The organism is Frankia sp. CcCS3, assembly GCF_977927575.1.
Genome location: NZ_CDWRCL010000061.1, coordinates 1 through 18,106, shown reverse-complemented (window position 1 = coordinate 18,106; position 18,106 = coordinate 1). Strand labels below are relative to the sequence as shown.

General features: G+C 69.6%; 14 protein-coding genes, 2 tRNA genes and 1 pseudogene. 9 read left to right on the top strand and 8 right to left on the bottom strand.

All coding sequences use genetic code 11. The features are described from left to right. Positions 1 to 169 precede the first annotated feature (169 nt). Complete coding sequence (locus AC08OQ_RS08130; RefSeq protein ID WP_476599786.1) at positions 170 to 655, top strand: hypothetical protein; 486 nt, start codon at positions 170 to 172, stop codon at positions 653 to 655. Continuing rightward, positions 656 to 1,486, top strand: a complete 831-nt coding sequence (locus AC08OQ_RS08125; protein ID WP_476605692.1) for a polysaccharide pyruvyl transferase family protein — start codon at positions 656 to 658, stop codon at positions 1,484 to 1,486. It begins immediately after the preceding gene. 106 nt (positions 1,487 to 1,592) lie between these two features. Here the strand turns inward: AC08OQ_RS08125 and AC08OQ_RS08120 are convergent, their stop codons facing one another. Beyond that, positions 1,593 to 2,693, bottom strand: coding sequence for a glycosyltransferase family 4 protein (locus AC08OQ_RS08120; protein WP_476599788.1), 1,101 nt, complete (start codon positions 2,691 to 2,693; stop codon positions 1,593 to 1,595). A gap of 426 nt (positions 2,694 to 3,119) precedes the next feature. Between AC08OQ_RS08120 and lysS the strand changes: the two genes are divergently transcribed. Then, the gene (gene lysS / locus AC08OQ_RS08115) at positions 3,120 to 4,571 is read left to right on the top strand and encodes a lysine--tRNA ligase (RefSeq protein ID WP_476599790.1); all 1,452 of its coding nucleotides are present in this window, start codon (positions 3,120 to 3,122) and stop codon (positions 4,569 to 4,571) included. A gap of 137 nt (positions 4,572 to 4,708) precedes the next feature. On the opposite strand, the gene AC08OQ_RS08110 is transcribed toward lysS, so the two are convergent. The 4 genes from AC08OQ_RS08110 to AC08OQ_RS08095 all read right to left on the bottom strand — a co-directional run bounded on the left by AC08OQ_RS08110 (position 4,709) and on the right by AC08OQ_RS08095 (position 9,119). Continuing rightward, positions 4,709 to 4,799: transfer RNA gene (locus AC08OQ_RS08110), tRNA-Ser, on the bottom strand. Between the two features lie 74 nt (positions 4,800 to 4,873). After that, the gene (locus tag AC08OQ_RS08105) at positions 4,874 to 7,231 is read right to left on the bottom strand and encodes a [protein-PII] uridylyltransferase (RefSeq protein ID WP_476599792.1); all 2,358 of its coding nucleotides are present in this window, start codon (positions 7,229 to 7,231) and stop codon (positions 4,874 to 4,876) included. 260 nt (positions 7,232 to 7,491) lie between these two features. After that, on the bottom strand, positions 7,492 to 7,833 hold the full coding sequence (locus tag AC08OQ_RS08100) for a P-II family nitrogen regulator (RefSeq protein ID WP_011434886.1): 342 nt from the start codon (positions 7,831 to 7,833) through the stop codon (positions 7,492 to 7,494). After that, complete coding sequence (locus AC08OQ_RS08095; protein ID WP_476599794.1) at positions 7,830 to 9,119, bottom strand: ammonium transporter; 1,290 nt, start codon at positions 9,117 to 9,119, stop codon at positions 7,830 to 7,832. Before AC08OQ_RS08095 ends, AC08OQ_RS08100 begins: the two co-directional genes overlap by 4 nt. 645 nt (positions 9,120 to 9,764) lie before the next feature. Here AC08OQ_RS08095 and AC08OQ_RS08090 point away from each other — a divergent pair. Then, a complete protein-coding gene (locus AC08OQ_RS08090) occupies positions 9,765 to 10,778 on the top strand; it encodes a C40 family peptidase (protein ID WP_476599796.1) in 1,014 nt (337 codons plus the stop codon). A 62-nt stretch (positions 10,779 to 10,840) separates the two neighbouring features. Here AC08OQ_RS08090 and AC08OQ_RS08085 read toward each other — a convergent pair whose 3' ends face one another. Next, positions 10,841 to 11,533, bottom strand: coding sequence for a metal-dependent transcriptional regulator (locus AC08OQ_RS08085; RefSeq protein ID WP_476599798.1), 693 nt, complete (start codon positions 11,531 to 11,533; stop codon positions 10,841 to 10,843). A 203-nt stretch (positions 11,534 to 11,736) separates the two neighbouring features. On the opposite strand from AC08OQ_RS08085, the gene AC08OQ_RS08080 reads away from it, so the two are divergent. Beyond that, positions 11,737 to 11,961: a DUF3039 domain-containing protein gene (locus AC08OQ_RS08080; protein WP_023839854.1), complete on the top strand. Its 225-nt coding sequence runs from the start codon at positions 11,737 to 11,739 to the stop codon at positions 11,959 to 11,961. Positions 11,962 to 12,183: 222 nt separating this feature from the next. After that, a tRNA-Arg gene (locus tag AC08OQ_RS08075) sits at positions 12,184 to 12,256 on the top strand. A gap of 238 nt (positions 12,257 to 12,494) precedes the next feature. Here AC08OQ_RS08075 and AC08OQ_RS08070 read toward each other — a convergent pair. Further along, positions 12,495 to 13,902, bottom strand: a pseudogene (locus AC08OQ_RS08070) (SulP family inorganic anion transporter); the annotation flags it as partial. 511 nt (positions 13,903 to 14,413) lie between these two features. Between AC08OQ_RS08070 and AC08OQ_RS08065 the strand changes: the two are divergent. Beyond that, complete coding sequence (locus AC08OQ_RS08065) at positions 14,414 to 14,761, top strand: ArsR/SmtB family transcription factor (protein ID WP_476599799.1); 348 nt, start codon at positions 14,414 to 14,416, stop codon at positions 14,759 to 14,761. A gap of 127 nt (positions 14,762 to 14,888) precedes the next feature. Continuing rightward, positions 14,889 to 16,142 (top strand): malic enzyme-like protein, encoded by a 1,254-nt coding sequence (locus tag AC08OQ_RS08060; protein ID WP_462203930.1) that lies wholly within the window; start codon positions 14,889 to 14,891, stop codon positions 16,140 to 16,142. Between the two features lie 491 nt (positions 16,143 to 16,633). On the opposite strand, the gene AC08OQ_RS08055 is transcribed toward AC08OQ_RS08060, so the two are convergent. Further along, positions 16,634 to 17,074, bottom strand: coding sequence for a type II 3-dehydroquinate dehydratase (locus AC08OQ_RS08055; RefSeq protein ID WP_462188008.1), 441 nt, complete (start codon positions 17,072 to 17,074; stop codon positions 16,634 to 16,636). A 326-nt stretch (positions 17,075 to 17,400) separates the two neighbouring features. Between AC08OQ_RS08055 and AC08OQ_RS08050 the strand changes: the two genes are divergently transcribed. Then, a partial coding sequence (locus AC08OQ_RS08050) for an aminotransferase class I/II-fold pyridoxal phosphate-dependent enzyme (protein WP_476611970.1) occupies positions 17,401 to 18,106 on the top strand: 706 nt, incomplete at its 3' end.

Genomic DNA, 18,106 nt, shown 5'->3' with positions numbered 1-18,106 from the left:
GATCCAGATCCTCAAGAATGTCCCCGCCAATCATACCCGAAACGTCCCCATCAGCCGTACCTGATCGCTACCCGGCCGGGTCAGGATAACGCGAGTGGCGCAACGCCAGTCATCACTCACAGGTATTGGGTAGGTACTCCTCGATGAATCGGGCGGGGATGACGGAAGGGTGTTCTCTGTGGTTGGTGACGAGGCCGCTCACAGGCCGGGGCGAATTGTTCCTGAAAGTGGCAGCTACGAGGGTGGCGCCGGGTGCGGCCCTGCCACCCTGCTCCGGGACCTTGCCGGCGAGCGGGGGTGGCCCCCGACGGAGCTGCGGGCGGGCGGCGCTCGGCCGGCAGCCCTGCTGGTGCCACCGGCCGGTTGGGGCAGCCTCGGGGATGAGGCCATGATGCGTGTCGCCTGGGCGGCGCTTGCGGCCCGGCACGGTGCGTACTGCCGCTACGTTGACGTCGGCGCCCCATCCTGGCAGCGCACGCTGGGGACGGCTCCCGCAGGAGATCTGGAACCGGTGCTGCTGGCACGGGGCGCGGCCGCCTGGGATGCGTGGCTGGGCATGGTCCCGCTGCTCGCATCGGTCACCGAGGTCCACATCCTCGGTGCGGACATCCTGGACGGAGCCTACGGTGCCGAGCTCGCGGTCCGCTACGCGTAGCTGGCCGCGCTGAGCCTGCACGCCGGCGCCCAGGTCACCCTGCTGGGGCACAGCTGGCGGGCACAGGCAGATCTGGCCGCAGCCCGCGCGCTGCGTTGCCTGAGCGGACATGTGCGGGTGTGCGCGCGGGACCCGCACTCCCAGGCCCGGCTGGCCACGCTCGGCATCACCGCCGAACTGGTCGCCGAGCTGGCTTTCCTGCTCGAGCCGGATCTCCACCAGCCCGGTGGGGCGCCGGCGCGGGTATGGCTGGACCGGCAGCGCGCCGACGGCCGCCGGGTGGGCGCAGTGAACATCAACCAGCTGGTAGCGGGCCGGGTTCCCGGGCTGTTCGACGGGTACGTGGACGGGCTGGGCGATGCCGGGTTGGCCGGCACGTCGTGGCTGCTGATCCCGCACGATCGGCGCGGGGAACAAGGCGATCTGATGCTCGCCGAGCGGCTGCACCGCCGGCTGGACGAGCGGGAACCCGGACGTGCCCACGTGCTGCACACCGACGCCGGACCGGCCGGAGCCAAGGCACTCGTAGGTGCGGTGGACATGGTCCTCACCGGTCGGATGCATCTGGCGGTTGCGGCGATCAGCCAGGCTGTCCCCCCTCTGGCGGTCGGCTACCAGGACAAGTTCTCGGGCCTGCTGGAAAGCGCGAGGCTGCCGGCATGGTGTGAACTCGAACCCGCCCAGGCCTGTGCTGGCGAGCGTCTCGCCGATGTGCTCCGCACCGTTCTCGCGCAGGCGCCCGCGCTGCGCCGCAACCTGCGGGCCGCCTGGCCGGAGCTGATGGCATTGGCGCGCCGCGGCCTGCCGGACGCCACTGGAGAGCCACACTGAGCCGGAGCGGGGTCTGGTCCGGGCACGAGGTCCGGCGAAGCCTGAGCTGGATGTGTGGTCAGTTCGTAGATTTCCGTCAGTTCCCGAATTCGCGGTCAGTTCAAGGTCATGGGCGCGGCGGTTCGGGCCGCAGGCGAGAGGCCCGCGGCTGCGAGCGGCACCGTTCCCAGAGCGTGAGGTAGGCGCGGGCCATCTGGCGGTCGGTGAAGGTGCTCACGGCCGCCTGCCGTGCCCGTTCCCCCAGCCGGTGGCGCAGGAGCGGATCATCCCGCAACCGGCACAGCGCAGCGGCCAGGGCGGCCGGGTCGCCAGCGGGCACGAGCAGCCCGGTCTCGCCGTCGATCACTGCTTCGGGGACGCCGCCGACCGCTGTCGCCACCACCGGCAGCCTGGATAGCATCGCCTCGACGATCGTCAGCGGAAAGCCCTCCGTCCTGGACGGCAGGCAGAAGACGTCGAAGCCGGCTAGGGCGCCGCGCGCCGCGTCGGACCAGCCGGCGAGGGCGAACCGGTCGGCCACCCCGCTGGCCGCCGCGAACTCGATCAGCTGGCGGCGCTCGGCCCCGTCACCGACGACAACCACGTTCGCCCCGTCCATCGTGGCCAGAGCGGCGATGAGCACGTCATAGCCCTTCATCCGATCGAGCCGGCCGAGGCTACCTACCACCATCGGGCCCGGCCTGGCCGGCCGGTGCGGCGGGGCGCCGAGGTCGGGGACACCATTCGGGATGCTGCACACCGAACCGCGTCCCAGGACGTAGAAGTCCTCCACCCGTCGCGCGCTGCCGGCTCCCACGGCGACCCGAGCGTCCGCCCGCGGCGACAGCGCCCTGGTCCGCAGGAGCAGCGGCAAGTCAGTCGTCCGCAGCGGAAGCTGATCGACGGCGACGACCCGCAGATCGCAACCGGCCACTCCGGCCGCCAGACCGGCGGCCAGCATCGGCGCGCACGCCCACGGCACACACCGGTTGACGTGCAGGACGTCGGGGCGTACCCGGCGCAGCAGCCGCACGTGCGCGCCAGTCCCCCCGCGCACGACATGGACGGACGCGCCGCCGCGCCGACGGCCGGCGACCCATTCGACCAGCCCGGCGTCGGAACCGGCAACCTGGACGTCCAGGCCCGGATCCGCCGCCGCCGCGAGATTGCCCAGGCTGATCTCGGCGCCCCCACGGCCGGCTGTGTCGGTGTAGAGCAGCACCTTCACGCGATGACCACCCTATTCACCTCAACCTGTCGAACCCAACCCGGTCACACCCAACCCATTGGAGAACATTTCCGGACGGATGTGAACAAAACAAGGCGCAGAAGAGCGTTTGACTGTCGTGATACCCGCCACCAATCGTGATACCCGCCGTCAAAGGAACAAGCCCTGCCGCCCCTGGCGGCGTCGGCGTCCGAGCGTTTCGCGATCATGGAGCTGGCCGTGCCCGGCATCTCGCGGAAACCACGATCGACCACTATCAGGATGACCTACGCCGGCTGTGGTTCGCTGAGGGTCGGTAGGCTGGAGCAGTCATCTCTGGAGCAGTCATCTACAGGATGGCGGTCCGTCGCCTGGCCCGCCCGGGAGCGTTCACGCAACGCCACCCTCGTGGCTAGCTGGTGCTTTCTGCGGCAAGAGGGTGTGTTGATGTCGATCGAGGAGTCCGGGGTAACCGAGGTGGCGGGGCCGCGGTCCGGCTACCGGACCGACGCGGTCGCGGCCGATGCCGCAGCCGCTCCCGACGGGACGGCTGTCCGTCTCGCCGGCCGCGTGGTCCTGTGGCGCCGTATGGGCGGGCTGATCTTCGGGCATCTCCAGGACCGTAGCGGCCGGGTGCAGGTTTCCCTGTCCAAGACCGATCTGGGTGCCGAGGTCGTCAAGGAATGGTCCCGGGCTGTGAAGATCGGCGACTTCGTCGGGGTCGCCGGCAGCCTCTACACCACCCGCCGCGGCGAACGGACCGTCGCCATCTCCGAGATGACGGTGCTGAACCGGACCGTGCGTGCCCTTCCGGACAAGTGGCAGGGCCTGTCCAACGTCGAGGCCCGCTACCGCCGCCGCTACCTCGACCTGCTCGTCAACGCCGAGTCCCGGGAACGCTTCCAGACCAGAGCGAACATCATCAGGCGGATTCGGCGTTTCCTTGACGACAACGACTTCCTCGAAGTCGAAACCCCGATGCTGCAAGAGGCAGCGTCCGGCGCCGCGGCCCGCCCGTTCATCACCAGGCATAACGCCCTCGGTGAGGACTTCTACCTGCGGATCTCCCCCGAGACCTATCTCAAGCGGATCGTCGTCGGCGCCTACGACCGCGTCTACGAACTCGGCCGCAACTTCCGCAACGAAGGCATGGACTCCTCGCACCTCCAGGAGTTCACGATGCTGGAGTGGTACGCCGCCTACTGGGACTACCACGACAACATGGCCTTCGTCCGCGAACTGATCCTCACGGTCCTCGACGACGTCCTCGGCACCCGGGCGGTTACCTACGAGGGTGTCAAGCTCGACTTCGGCACCGACTGGCCGGAGATCGACTACCGGGCCGAGGTGGAGCGGCGCACCGGCATCGACCTCACCGTCGTCCGTGATCTTCCCACTCTGCGCGCCCGGGTGGCCGAACTCGGCCTGGACGTCGGAACCTCCCCGTCCTACGCTGGCCTGGTAGACTTGCTTTACAAGAAGACGGTCCGACCCGATCTCGTCCAGCCGTGCTTCCTCGTGCACCACCCAGCGGAACTAGTCCCGCTGGCCCGGCGCAGCGACACCGATCCCACCGCGCTTGACATGTTCCAGGTCGTGGTGAACGGCGTGGAGATCGTCAAGGCCTACTCCGAACTCGTCGACCCCGCCGAACAGCGGCAGCGGCTTGAGGAACAGGCCGCGCTGCGGGAGGCCGGTGACGACGAGACCATGATGCTCGAAGAGGACTTCATCGAGGCCATGGAATACGGGATGCCCCCGATGTCCGGCCTCGGGCTCGGCATCGACCGGTTCGTTGCCCTGCTCACCGACGCCCCGACTCTCCGCGATGTCGTCCTCTTCCCCACCATGCGCGGCGCCCACAAAGACCAGACAGCCCCCGTCGAAGATGACCTGTGACGGCTCCGGCCCGTGGGATTCCCTCGTTTCGACTCGCCCGTCCGTGGTCCCGCCGAGGCCACTGCCGCCGACTAGAGATGCATGATCTTGAAATTGTCCAGGCGTCTCGAACGTACGTTCAAAACGCCTGGTCGATGCGGAGGCTCGGGGATTTGAACCCCGGAGGGGGTGTATGCCCCCAACCGCATTAGCAGTGCGGCGCCATAGACCGGACTAGGCGAAGCCTCCCAACGTGCCTGCTCATCATAGCGTCTCCCACGACGGTGCTGACGCTTGGTCCGAGCGGATCCCGGTGGGCTGGATCACGTCTGTGTGGTCCGGCCGGCCGGTTCCGCGCGGTCCATGGGTTCCATCGGTCCCAGGGCCGCGAGGATCGCGTCCGCGATCTCACGGCGCCGTCCGCCGTCCGCCACCGGACCACCATCGGCCTCCCGCACGTAGAAGGCGTCCACCACGTCTAGTCCGAGGGTCGCGACGATGGCGGTGGCGACATCGAGGCGCAACCCGGACAGCGCCCGTACGATCCGGTACAGCACGCCGGCCTGGTCGGGGGCGCGTACCTCGATCACGGTCATCGATCCCAGGTCGTCATCGAAGATCACCTGAGGTGCGCCGGGCGTGGTCCACCGCTTGGCCCCGGCGTAGTCGCGTTCCCGGGCGGCGAGCCGACCGGCGACGTCGAGGGTGCCGGCGAGCGCGGCCCGCAGGTCGGCGAGCAGCCGCGCCGGCTCCGGTACCCGTCCGTGCGGCGCGGCCACGGCGGCCTGCAGCAGCGCCCGACCGCCGTTCCTCCGGGCCGAGGCCCGCCGGATGTCCAACCGGTTCAGCGCAAGGACACCAGCGATGATCGCCAGCAGTCCGACGTGGTCGGCGCTGACCACCACGATCTCGAACATGCCCTCGTCCGGCAGCGGATTGACCTGGACGACGTGCTCGTCGGGCAGCGCGAGCAGACCACGCTGCCGATCGTCGAGGTGCGGGGGACACGGGACCCGCTCGCCGCCGAGGACGGCCCGGGCCCGCTCGACGAGGTCACCGATCAGCCGCGCCTTCCAGGCGTTCCACGCGGTCGGGCCGGTGGCCCGGGAGTCGGCTTCGGTCAGTCGGTGCAGCAGGGTGAGGATCCGCACGCTGCCGGCGGACGCGGCGACGCTCTCGATTGTCCCGGGATCGTCGATGTCCCGCCTGGTCGCGGCCTCGCCGAGAAGCAGGTGGTGGCGGACCATGGCGACAAGCACGTCAACGTCCTCGGGCGGCAGGCCCAGCCGCGGGCCGATCCGTTCGATCTGCACGATGCCCGCGTCGGTGTGGTCGCCGGAGAAGCCCTTACCGATGTCGTGCAGGAGGGCGCCGAGCAGCAACAGATCCGGCCGGTCCACCTCGCGGGTGTGCGCGGCGGCCCGCGCCGCGGCCTCCATCAGATGCCGGTCGACGGTGTAACGGTGGTAGGGATTGCGTTGTGGTCTGCTGCGCACCGCCGCCCACTCCGGGATGAGCCGGACGAGCAGCCCCACCTGGTCGAGGGATTCCAGCACCCCCACGGCCGCGTCGCCGGTGGCCAGCAGCGTGACCAGCGCGTCACGGGCGGCGTCAGGCCAGGGGTCGGGCATCGGTGGAGCCTCCCGGGCCAGCCGGTCGACGGCGTAGCGGCCCAGCGGGAGCCCGCTTCGTGCGGCCGCGGCGGCGGCCCGCAGCACCAGGACCGGGTCCTTCGCCGGATCGACGTCCCGGGCGAGCTGGACCTCGCCGTCCTGGTCGACCACCCCTTCGCCGAGGGGGCGGCGGGCTGGCCGCCGGCCGCCACCGCGCCACCGCGCCACCGACCGCAGGCCGGCCGCGACCCGGTACCAGGTGGTGTCCCAGGTCCAGGAGATGGCGCGTCCGGCGTCGGCGACCGCGTGCGCGAGTGCGAGCGCGTCGGCGTAGCCGAGCATGGTGGCGACCGCCTCGGAGTCCTGGAGCAGGAGCCGATCGTGGGCTCGTCCCCGACTCAGCCGGCGGATCTCGCCGCGGGCATCGAGCAGCACCTGACCGGCGGCGGTTACCCGCTCGGAGGGGGACTCGGCGACCCAGGCCGCCGCGAGGGCGTGCAGGGCATGGACGTCACGTAGTCCGCCGCGGGATTCCTTCAGGTCGGGTTCGAGCAGGAACGCGACCTCACCGAGCCGGGCGGCCCGTTCCGCGACGGCCTCGGCGAGCTCGGGCAGTCGTTTCGGGGCATGGGACCGCCACCGGGCGCGAGCCCGCTGGGCGAGTTGCGTGGCCAGCGTCGCGTCACCCGCGACGTGGCGGGCGTCGAGCAGGCCGAGCGCGGCCTTGAGGTCACCGTCGGCCACCATGATGGCCTCGTCGACGGTGCGCACGCTGTGATCGAGGCCCACCCCCGAATCCCACAGCGGATACCAGACCGCGTCGGCGACGGCGGAGATGTCGTTCTGTTTGCCGTCGTGGACGAGGACGAGGTCGAGATCGCTGCCGAACGCGGGCTCCGCGCGTCCGTAGCCGCCGACGGCCACTAGGGCCATTCCCGGCCCGGGATCGCCGAACAGGTCGACTAGGGCATGGTCGGCGAGGTCGGTGAGGATGCGGCGCAGCCGTGGGCCGGTCGCCGTGGGCAGGCGCTCGGAGCGGCCCTTGAGGATCTCCAGGCGGTCCGTCATGGCTGTCCTCCTCCGTTCGGCCGTCTGGCCGTGATCGATCTCGAATCTGGAGCGATCACGGCCAGCGGAGCGCCGAGCCGAGGACACAGAAACGCGCACCAGCGCAACTGTGGTCTCGGGTGGTGCCGGATCGTGTGGTGTCGCGGGTGGTGCGTGTCGCGGGTGGTGCGTGGTGCCGGGTGGTGCGTGGTAACGGTGATGGATGGAGTCGGGTGGTGCGGTGGAGCCGTGCCGCGGTGGCGTTGCCACGCCCGGCACTACTACAGCGCGTCCGCCCCCCGCTCGCCGGTACGGACCCGTACCACCGACTCGACCGGAACGACCCAGATCTTGCCGTCGCCGATCTTGCCGGTCTGCGCCGACGACGTGATCGCCGCGACCAGATCGTCGACCGCCCCGTCCGCGACGACCACCTCGATCTTGATCTTCGGCACGAAGTCGACCTTGTACTCGGCGCCGCGGTAGACCTCGGTGTGGCCTTTCTGCCGGCCGTAGCCCTGGACCTCGGAGATCGTCAGTCCGTGCACGCCCAGGGTCTCGAGCGCCGCCTTCACGTCGTCGACCTTGAACGGCTTGATGACGGCGGTGACGAGCTTGGTCATGCCTGGGCCTCCTCGGGCACCTTGACGGGGCTGATGCTGCTCGTGGGCAGCGAGCCGCTACCGCCGATGGACGTGAAGCGGTACGCCGTCTCCCCGTGCAACGCCTCGTCCATGCCGGCGATCTCGTCGTCGGCGTTCAGCCGGAGACCGATGGTGTACTTCAGGGCGAGAGCGATGATTGCCGTCACGACGGCCGAGTAGCCCAGCGTCGCGCCAACGGCGAGCGCCTGCTCCCCGAAGACGCTCCACGGGCCGCCGTAGAAGACGCCGTCCTTGCCGGCCTCGTTCGTGTCGACAGTGGCGAAGAGGCCAGTCAGCAGGGCGCCGAGCACACCGCCGACCAGGTGGACCGCACCGACGTCGAGCGAGTCGTCGATGCCGACCTTGCCCTTGATCGAGGTGGCCAGGGCGCAGACGACGCCAGCGATGCCGCCGACGGCGATCGAACCCATCGGAGAGACGAAACCACAGGCCGGGGTGATGGCTACCAGACCCGCGACCGCGCCGGACGCGGCTCCCAGGGTGGTCGCCTTGCCGTCGCGCAGCTGCTCGGCCGCGAGCCATCCGAGGATCGCGACGCCGGTCGCGATCTGGGTGTTGAGCAGGGCGTACCCGGCGACCTTGTTGGCGCCCAGCGCGGAACCCGCGTTGAACCCGAACCATCCGACCCACAGGATGCCGGTGCCCAGGAGAACGAACGGGACGTTATGGGGACGGAAGTCGCCGGTCGGCCAACCGGCCCGCTTGCCGAGGATCAGCGCCAGCACGATCGCCGCGATACCGGCGTTGGCGTGGACGACCGTGCCGCCCGCGAAGTCCAACGCGCCGCGCTCGAACAACCAGCCCTTGCTCGCCCACACCCAGTGTGCGATCGGCGAGTAGACCAGCAGCGACCAGAGCGGGATGAAGATCGCGAAGGCGCTGAACTTCATCCGATCGGCGATCGCGCCGGTGATGAGGGCGGGCGTGATGATCGCGAACATCAGCTGGAAGGCGACGAACACGACGTACGGGATCGCGCCGTCGCTGCCGGAGAGGTCCTGGAGCGCGAAGAAGTCGAATCCGCCCCAGAAGCCGTTACCCTCGCCGAATGCGACGCTGAACCCGATGGCCGACCAGATCAGCGTGACGATCCCGATGCAGAAAAAATTCTGCATGATCATTCCGAGTACGTTCTTCGCTCGGACCATGCCACCGTAGAAGAACGCCAGTCCGGGCGTCATGAACAGCACGATCGCGGAACTGATAAGCATCCACGCGGTATCGCCCGAATTCAATTTGTCCATGTCTCTCCTGTCATTCCCCGCGCGATGCGCGGACTGCGCTCACCCGGTCCCCGGCCACGCTGCGCTCGTCCCGGATCCTCGGGTCCGCAGAGTCGGCAAGATCTGTTCCCGACCTATGTCTTAGCTGTTTCTGACGTGTGAAATCGCTAAATTGGGTGGCCTGTGACCCGATCTCGTCGGCTGGCGGTGGGCACTTGGAGACTCTCCGCTCGTCACGGCGTGCTTCCGTGACTGTATAACTGCATAGAGTTACCATCCGGCAGTGTGAGCAGTGTCCCCACGGAGGGCTGGCATAGCGCCGGCGAACCGCGCCCCGGGCCCCGCCGTCCCCGTGCTGTCCCGCCATCCCGGTTCGGCCAGCGAACTTCGAAACACGTCGCAAGGCAGACTCCCGCCGCCGGCCCGACCGACGGTCCCCAGCCGACCGGGAACGATCCGACCGGATGGCGCCCGAAAGCCGGAGCGCCCATTGTTCTCAGACTGGTCGGCATTCTCGTCGCCGGGCCTCCGGTTGTCTGGGGGTCTGCCGGATCCGCCTGGGCGGCGCCGGCGACTCCGGCCTCCGGGTCGGCCCCGGGGAGCCCGGGAAGCCCGGAGAGTCTGCAGGCGGAGATCAACGGTACCCGGGTACGGCTGGACGAATCCATGCGTCAGACGGCGATTGCCACCGAGGTGTTCAACGCCGAACGTATTCGGCTGGCCGAGGCCGAGCGGGCCGCGGCCGCCGCGGCCGGGCGGGTCGACCGTGCTGACGATGCTGTACGGCAGGCCGCGGACAAACATCGGGGGTTGGCGGTGTCGGCGGATCGGGCCGGGGGATTCGGGCAACTGTCGTTGCTGCTGACCGGCGACCCCCGACAGGTACTCGACCGGGCCGGTGCGGTCGATGCGCTGGCCCGCCGGCAACGGGTGGCGGACACCGGCCTGCGGCTCGCGCGTCGGGATCTCACCGAGGCACGCCGGAGCGATGACATGGCACTCGCGGGCAAGAGGAAGATCGTCATGCGGCTCGCCGCGCGGAAGCGGTCCATCGAGGCGTCCGCCGCCGAACAGCGCAGTCTGCTGCAGCGGCTCGAATCCCGCTACGCATTGCTGGAACGGCAGGCCAGGGAACGTCAGGCCGCCGCCGCGCGGGCCCGCAGGGCGGCGCAGGCCGCCGCTGCGGCGTCGGCGGCCAGGAAGGCCGCGGCCGAACGGGTCCGTTATCGGAAGGAGTCGGCCGCGGCTGCGGCCGCGGGCCGGGCGTTCGCCCCGGCCCCGACTACCCCGGCCCCGACTACCCCGGCACCCACCCCGTCGACGGGCGGCGGTGGCGCGTCGCGCGCGGTGCAGGAGGCATACGCCCAGCTGGGCAAGCCCTACGTGTGGGCCGCGGCGGGGCCGAAGTCCTTCGACTGCTCGGGCCTGACGCAGTGGGTCTGGGGGAAGGCCGGGGTCTCGCTGAGCCACTACACCGGATCACAATGGAATGAGGGGCGCCGCGTGGACCGGGCGGGCCTCATTCCCGGTGATCTCGTCTTCTTCTATGCCGATCTTGATCATGTCGGGATCTATATCGGGGGCGGGAAGATGATCCACGCTCCGCGGACCGGGGAGGTGGTCAGGGTGGAGAAGATCTGGTGGTCGAGCTTCCGGGGGGGCGTGCGGCCGGGAGCGTGACACCATCGGCCGTCGGCGGAAGCGATCAGGACGGCGACGGCGACGGTGCCGTGGGCGACGGGTCAGCGGTCGACGTAGACGAGAGCCGCGGTGCTACGGCTGATCTCCGCGTTGGTCTGGCCGTTGGGGGTGACGATGTGGATCAGGTTGCCGCGGGAGCCCGGCGTGATCTGCGCGCCGGGGACGATCGCGGCGTCCTGAAGCCGGCGCATGATGCTTTCGTCCGTCTGCAACCGCTCGGAGATCCAGCTCACCGTGACCGGCCTGCCACCGCCGGACGATGCGAGGTCGGCCGACGCCAGTAGGCTCACCGGGGCGGAGGTCGGCCGCGCCGTGGTGTGGTGCTGCCGGGAAGGCGGGATCTCGTTACCGAACGGGCAGCGATTTGGATCGCCGAGCAGGACGGTGAGGCGCGCCTCGACCTCGTCGGAGATTACATGCTCCCACCGGCAGGCCTCGTTGTGTACCAGCGCCCAGTCCAACCCAATGACTTTCGTGAGCAGCAGCTCGGCCAAACGGTGCTTGCGCATGACGGCGGTGGCCCGCAGCAGGCCCTTCTCCGTGAACTGCACGGTCCGGTCGTCGGCGAGGGACACCAGCCCCTCGTTGGCCAGGCGAGCCGTCGACTCGCTCGCGGCCGGCGCGCTGACATGCAGGCGCTCCACCAGACGCGCGCGCAGCGGGGGGATGCCCTCCTCCCTCAGCTCGTACAGGGTTCGGAGGTACATCTCGGTACTGTCGATCAATCCAGTCACCGGTCTCCTTCGTCCTTATCCAGGGTACGCCCCGTCCGGGAGTCACAAGAGCCATCTGCCCCCCGAAGGCCATGCCGGCCGGCCGGTTTCGATGTCCCGTCGCCCCCTTCCCGCGGACCGGGGTCGGTGTTCCACGACGTGTTCCATGGCTTCGGTCCGGCGGCGTGTCCTCGTGCGGCGCCCGCGGCACTAGACTTGACGCCATGAGCACGACTCAGATCGCGCCTGAGACATCGAACACCCAGACGGACGAAGGTGACGATCACTCTCACTACGCCCGTCGTGAGGAGATCGTTCGTGCGTCCATCGAGGGTGGCCGGGTTACGGCGTTGTGCGGCTACAAGTTCGAACCGGTGCGGGACCCCTCGCGTTTCCCGATCTGTCCGAAATGCAAGGAACTCGTCGAGATGGCCGAGCAGTTCGGCTGATCGCGCCGCGCCGCGCCGGTACACAGTGCCGGGCGGCCACGGTCCTCGATGGCTGTCATGAGCCTTCGGTAATAATCGGTCGTTGCAGTAGATCGAGCGTGTCGGCGGGCTGTGGACGGTGTGCGGATGCCCTGCCGATCGGGATCCATGGTGTCCCCCGGGCCGGCCGCTCCGCGACCCCGTATGATCTGTTGCACGAGCCAGACTCGATGTCCCTCGCCGGCCCCAGTAGCTCAGTGGATAGAGCGACCGCCTCCTAAGCGGTAGGCCGCAGGTCCGATTCCTGCCTGGGGCACATCCGTCATGTCGATCGCCGCCTCCGGTCGGTGGGACCAGAGTCCCCTGCGGGGCGAGCTGCGTTGCGAGCCGCGCGACCGCGGCTGACGCCGCGCCGGCTCAGGTCGGTGGGGACGGCAGCCAGGGCGCCGGTGTGGTGGAGATGGTCCCGGGCGGGCCTGGATGGCCGACGGGGTGGAGTCGAACAGGCGTCCCTGGCCGCGTAGCCGGTCCACCAGACCGACGGCGGCCACCGCTTTGGCATGCTCGGGTCGCAGCCCTGACACATACACCTTGACGCCACGGTGTTCGAGCCGGTCGATGACGTCGCGCAGGACGAGGGCGCCGGTGCCGTCGACGGCGCTGACCCGGGACAGCCGGAGGATGAGGATCTCGACGTCGGCTACCTCGGTGAGCTCCAGCAGGAAGCGGTGGGCGGCGGCGAAGAACAGGGGGCCGTCGATACGGTAGGCGACGATGTGCTCGGCGAGCAGCGCGTGTTCGGAATCGTGATGATCGCCAGGGTCCAGCGGCACCTCCTCGACCCGCGCGGTTCGGGCGATCGCGCGCAGGGCGAGGGCGCCGGTGACCGTGAGGCCGAGGACGACAGCGATGACGAGGTCGAGCGCGAGGGTCGCCCCGGCGGTCAGCGCCATGACCAGGGCATCGGAGTGTGACGCACGGCCGAGGGTGCGCAACGAGGAGACCTCGACCATCCGCACCGCCGTGGCGAGCAGAACACCCGCGAGCGCGGCGAGCGGGATGCACGCGACCAGGGGGGCGGCGGCGAGCATCACCCCGGCGAGGACCACGGCGTGCGCGAGGGCGGCGAGCCGGGACGAGGCACCCGAGCGGACGTTGACCGCGGTGCGGGCGATCGCGCCGGTGGCGGGCACCCCGCCGAACAGCGGGACGGCAAGGTTGGCCAGCCCTTGGCCGAACAGCTCCCGGTCGGGGTCGTGGTTCTGGCCGACGGTCATCCCGTCGGCGACACTGGCCGAGAGCAGGCTCTCCAGGGCGGCGAGCGCGGCCACGGCGACGGCGGCCGTGGCGAGCGTCGGGATCGCGGTGATGTCGAGGAAGCCGAGCGAGGGACCGGGCAGGGTGGCGGGGATCGCGCCGAGGGTCGTGACGTCCCACCCGCGGGCCGTGACGAGGGCCGTCGCGAGGGCCACGGCGAGCAGCGAGAGCGGGACCGTGGGCCGCAGCCGGGCGCCGACCAGCATCGTCGCCGCGACGCCGACGGCGAGCGCAAGTGCGAGCCAGTGCGGCCGGTGGACGAAGTCGGCTACAGCCGCCCAGGCCACGCTGGTCACCCGGTCACCGTTCCGGGCGCGTACTCCCAGGGCCGGGGGAACCTGCTGAAGGAAGATCACCGCGGCGATATCGCACGGAGCGGCCGACCCGCAGGACTGCGAGTGCGAGCAGGATCATCCCGGCGAGCAGCCCGACGGTCAGCACACCGGCCGGCCCGTGCCGGTGCACGATCGGCACGAGCACGGCGGTCATCGCGCCGGTCGGCCCGGACACCTGCAGGTTCGACCCCCCGAAGACCGCTGCGAGAGCACCCGCCACGATCGCCGTCACCAGCCCGGCGGTCGCGCCGAGGCCGGAGGAGACCCCGAATCCCAGCGCGAGCGGCAGCGCGACCACCGCAACGGTCATCCCCGCGAGCAGGTCACGGCCTGGCTGGCGGCGCATGCTCTCGATATCGGCCCGGCCGGGCAGGAGCCGGCCGAGTTCTAGCCGGCCGAGTGGCTTGGACCAGCGTGACGGGGCCGTCCTTATGGGGGTGGGGCCGGGGGTCGGGAGTCCTCGGCCTGCCCCGCTGTCGTCTCGATGCGGATCCGATCCTCCCGTATGCTGGGATGAAAAATTGAAGGTTTCTTCAATTTACATGATCAAAAGTATGAGGTGAGCGAGATCTTGGACACAGCGCCCCCCGTGGAGCCGTGCCGTGCGATAAAGAGCCGTTTTCCGGCTCCGAAGTGTGGTAACGAACAGTTGATAAATTCTGCAACTGGCGGGAAGGCCGCCATCGGGCGCGAACGGGTCGCGGCGCTGCTCACCATGCCGACGTGGTCTCTGGGTGGGCGGTCGCCGGTACTCCGGCCAGGTTGGTACCTCGGCCGGTAGGCCCCGGCCGGAGCTGCGCGGAGTCGACGGGAGGTGGCTCGTGACGAGGCGAGTTCCGTTGCACCAGGCTAAAGCGGAATTTTTTCGCATGCTTGGACATCCGGTGCGGATTAGGGTGCTGGAGTTGCTGCAGGACGGGCCGATGCCGGTGCGGGATCTCCTGGCCGCGATCGAGGTGGAGTCGTCGAACCTTTCCCAACAGCTCGCGGTGCTGCGCCGGTCCGGGATCGTGACCGCGACGCGGGACGGCCCGACGGTGGTGTACGCGCTCGCGGGCGGGGACGTGGCGGAGCTGATGCGCGCGGCCCGGCGGATTCTGATCGAGATGGCGGCCGGGCAGGCCGGGCTGTTGGCCGAGTTGCGCGAAGCGGAGACAAGCTCCTCATGAGCATGAAATGTGGTGGACCGATCTCCGGGAGCCCCGCCTATGGGACTCCCGGAGATGGGAGCCCCGCCGAGGGGTCGCCTGGGGGACCGGCGCGCACCCGACGGAGTCGGGCACGGGTGGAGCCGGCGTGACGCCCTCTGGACCGGCTGTCCCGGCCGGTTCAGCCGGTCCAGCCGGGGTCAACCCCGCCTACAGCGTCACGGTCCGCGTTCCGCACCGGGCCACGATGATTATCGAGGCGGTCATCGCCGCAGCCCCCGGCCCCGTGACGTGCTACGCGGACGAGCCGGATCCCGGGGGCGGCCGGCGGATCACGTTGGATGCCGACAGCGGGTCCACATTGACCTGGCTGGTCCGGGCGCTACGGGAGCGGCTGGGTGCCGATCTGTTGCAGACCGAGGATCCCGTCTTCACCGTCGCGTCGACCGGCAAACTCGCCCAGTGTCTCCGCGCGTCGGTCATGACCGGTCACGATCTTGCGTTGTTGGACGCTGACGCCGATCGCCGCGTCATCAGCCACCTGGCCATGCACCCGGCGCACACCGACCGGTTCACCGGCCGGCCGCGCCGGGTGGCGCTGCTCACCGACGGCAGCGCCGTCCTGGACTTCGAGCCGCTGGCCGCTGAGGCGGCCCTGCCAGCGGTCGAGTCCCAGGCGGTCCACCTGCACCGGGCGACCGGGTTCGACGTCATCCCCATGCCGATCGCCGCCCACACCGCAGCCGAGCTCGCCGCGGCGATCGGCATGCTCGCTCCGGGATTCGCCGCCACCGTCCTGGTCCACACACACGTCCGCCGTATCGACGCCGCCCGCGCCGCGCTGCGGTCCGCCGCCCCGTATCTGCTGCTCGACACCGTCAACGACGGTCTCGCCGTCGCCGCCGCGGCTGCGGTCCTCAACCATCTCCGGGCGCGTGACCTCGCGCCGGGGCGGGCCCGCGTCGCCGTCGTGGACCCGGCTCGGGGCGGCGATCTCGCCGGCTTACTGATCGGTGTCGGCATCCACGAGATCACTCTCTACGATCCGGTCGATTACGGCATCCAGCCGCTGCACCTACTCGCCCCCGAACTCGATCTGATCGTCGACCTGATCGGCTTGGCGGCGCCGCCCAAGGGCGTTCCCGTCCTGCGGACCCGCCCGGAGACGCCCCCTCCGCTGGCCCGCGCCACCTCGGGCCCGCGCCCGCTGCACGCGCTGCCCGGACTGCTGCGGGCGGTCGTCACCACTCGCCGCCCGGTCACCCCCGCTGCCCGCCTCGCCGCCGTGCACGCCCTCATCGGTCAGACGCCGCCCGGCAGCGTGCTGCCTCCCCTCGACCATCCACGGCTCGCCCCCGCCGTTGCCGCGGCCGCCACCCACGCCCTCACCGCGCAGGAGTAGCTCACCGCGCTCCCGGCGGAGGTGGTCACCTGGTAGGGGTGGTGGGGCCCGCCACCGACAGGCCCACCGGCGAATCTCGGCGAATGATCGTCCGCTGGGAGGACCGTTCCTCATGAACGGGATGAACAGGGTGCGTCGTCATGGGCGGCACTCTCCCGCCGGCATTACGGATGCGGAAGTACGGCGGCCCCGGTCTGGTCTTTGCAACACATCGTCCAAAAATGCCCTAAAGGGCCGTACGGCCATATGCCAGTAATGCGCCACCCCGGTTCTTCGGCCTGCCGGGAAGCCCGAGCCGGACCGGCACGGCCGAGGAATCGACATGGCCGAGGAGATGACACCGGGCCGAGGACACTCGTGCGTCCGAAGCCGGCCGGCCTGGCGTGGGGAGTTCCACGTCGCGGGTGGCCTGGTCACGTTGGGAAGGGGGTACGAATGCTGCTCCGCGTGACCAGCCATCCGAAGAGTCGTTCCTGGCCCGGCGGGACGTCTCAGCTCGGCGCGGGGACGAGGTCCAGCAGTGCCTGAGCGGCAAGCTCGTACCCGAGGGCCCCCAGGCCGACGATCACTCCCCGGGCGAGCGCCGAGAGAATGGATTCGTGCCGGAAGGACTCCCGGGCCCAGACATTGGAGAGATGGACCTCGATCCACGGGTTCGGATAGTTGGCCAAAGCGTCGCGAAGGCTCCAGCCATACATCATCAGCGCACCTGGATTGACGATCGCGCCGATCGAGCCGTAATTATCTTGAATGGTGTTGATCAATTCGCCTTCGGATTCACGTTGCACGGAGACCAGTTTCCATCCGCGGTCCGAGATCCGAGCCGCGACGGCCGCCTCGATATCGGCCAGTGTCGCCGTGCCGTAAACTTCCGGCTGGCGCCGGCCGAGTATGCCCAGATTGGGGCCATTCAGGAGAAGTAGCGTGGGCACGGCACCTCGCAGACAGGCTGGCCGGCTCGACGGCCGGCGTCTCTTATCCGGAACCCCACATTTATAGCAAAGCCACCTGCTGGACACCTGTGAGCTGGGCGGATTGGCTGAGATGTTCTTCTAGAGTTCATTTGTAGCCCGTCCGTTGATGCCGATGTGTCATGTCCGGAGGTCGATGGGGAACCCGGGGGTACTGAAGGTACCGTCCGTCATGCATCCTCTTGTGTGGATTCCTTCGCTGGTCGCGATAATGGAACCGTCGACGGAACCTTGATCCCGGCGCGGAGAACAACGGTATGGCCACAGGTAAGAAAAGGGTGGGGATCGTGATCGGTAGAGCACGGCATGCGCCGGAGTTGCCAGCCTGGCCGCAGTACTCCGACGAGGAGCGCGGTGGTCTGATCCGGGCGTTGGAACAGGGCCAATGGTGGCGCATGGGTGGCAGCGAGGTCGATACCTTCGAGCGGGAATTCGCTGCCTACCATGGGGCCAGCCACGCCCTCGCCGTAACCAACGGGACGCATGCGTTGGAGCTCGCGTTGCAGGTCCTGGGGGTCGGACCTGGCAGTGAGGTCATCGTGCCGGCGTTCACCTTCATCTCCTCCTTGCAGGCGGCCCAGCGCCTCGGCGCGGTGGCCGTGCCGGTCGACATCGACCCGGACACGTACTGCATCGAGGTCACCGCCGTGGCAGCTGCGGTGACCCCACGCACTCGGGCGATCATGCCGGTGCATATGGCGGGCCAGGTCTGCGACATGGACGCCCTGGCGAAGCTGTCCGCGGATGCCGGGGTCCCGCTGATCCAGGACGCGGCGCACGCGCACGGTGCGCAGTGGCAGGGTAAGAAGCTCGGTGAGCTGGGCTCGGTGGCGGCGTTCAGCTTCCAGAACGGCAAGCTCATGACCGCCGGTGAGGGCAGCGCCGTCACCTTCCCCGACGCCGAGCTGCACGAACTCGGCTTCCTGCGGCACAGTTGCGGGCGGCCACGCACGGACCGCCGGTACTTCCACCAGACCTCCGGGTCGAATTTCC